The organism is Acidisphaera sp. S103, from assembly GCF_009765975.1.
GTDB lineage: Bacteria > Pseudomonadota > Alphaproteobacteria > Acetobacterales > Acetobacteraceae > Rhodopila.
Map to the genome: position 1 here is coordinate 42,085 of NZ_LMUJ01000095.1, position 469 is coordinate 42,553.

Sequence of the window (469 nt, forward strand, 5' to 3'; positions counted from 1 at the left end):
GCACCCGGTAGTCGAGGAAGCCGGCGTTCTCCAACTGGCCCTTGGCGTTGTAGATGTACTCTTCATTCAACGCCCAGCCGATGCCCTGCGCGGCACCGCCCTGGATCTGACCTTCCACATAGCTGGGGTGGATGGCCTTCCCCACGTCCTGGATCGCGGTGTAGCGGTCGATCGTTACGTGGCCGGTTTCCTTATCCACCGTCACGTCGCAGATGTGCGCGCCAAAGCCAGGACCGGCGCCCTGTGCGTTCAGTGAAACCTCGGCAACCAACGGGCCACCCGTGCGGGCGGCCTTCAGCGCCAGCGTAGCGAGATCCAGCGGTTCGAATGCGCCCGCGTTGGAGCCAGCCGGGTAGGCGGCACCGTCCTTCCACTCCACCGCCTCGACCGGGATGTCCCAGGTCTGCGCGGCGCGGCGCTTCAGGTCCTCGACGACCTTCTCGGCCGCCCGGGTGGCGGCCATGCCGGT

Annotated in this window: 1 protein-coding gene; it reads right to left on the reverse strand. The window is 67.2% G+C overall.

Translation table 11 applies throughout. The features are described 5' to 3' along the window. Positions 1-469: molybdopterin cofactor-binding domain-containing protein (locus tag GSQ89_RS38830; protein ID WP_216856505.1), on the reverse strand; the 469-nt coding region annotated here is incomplete at both ends.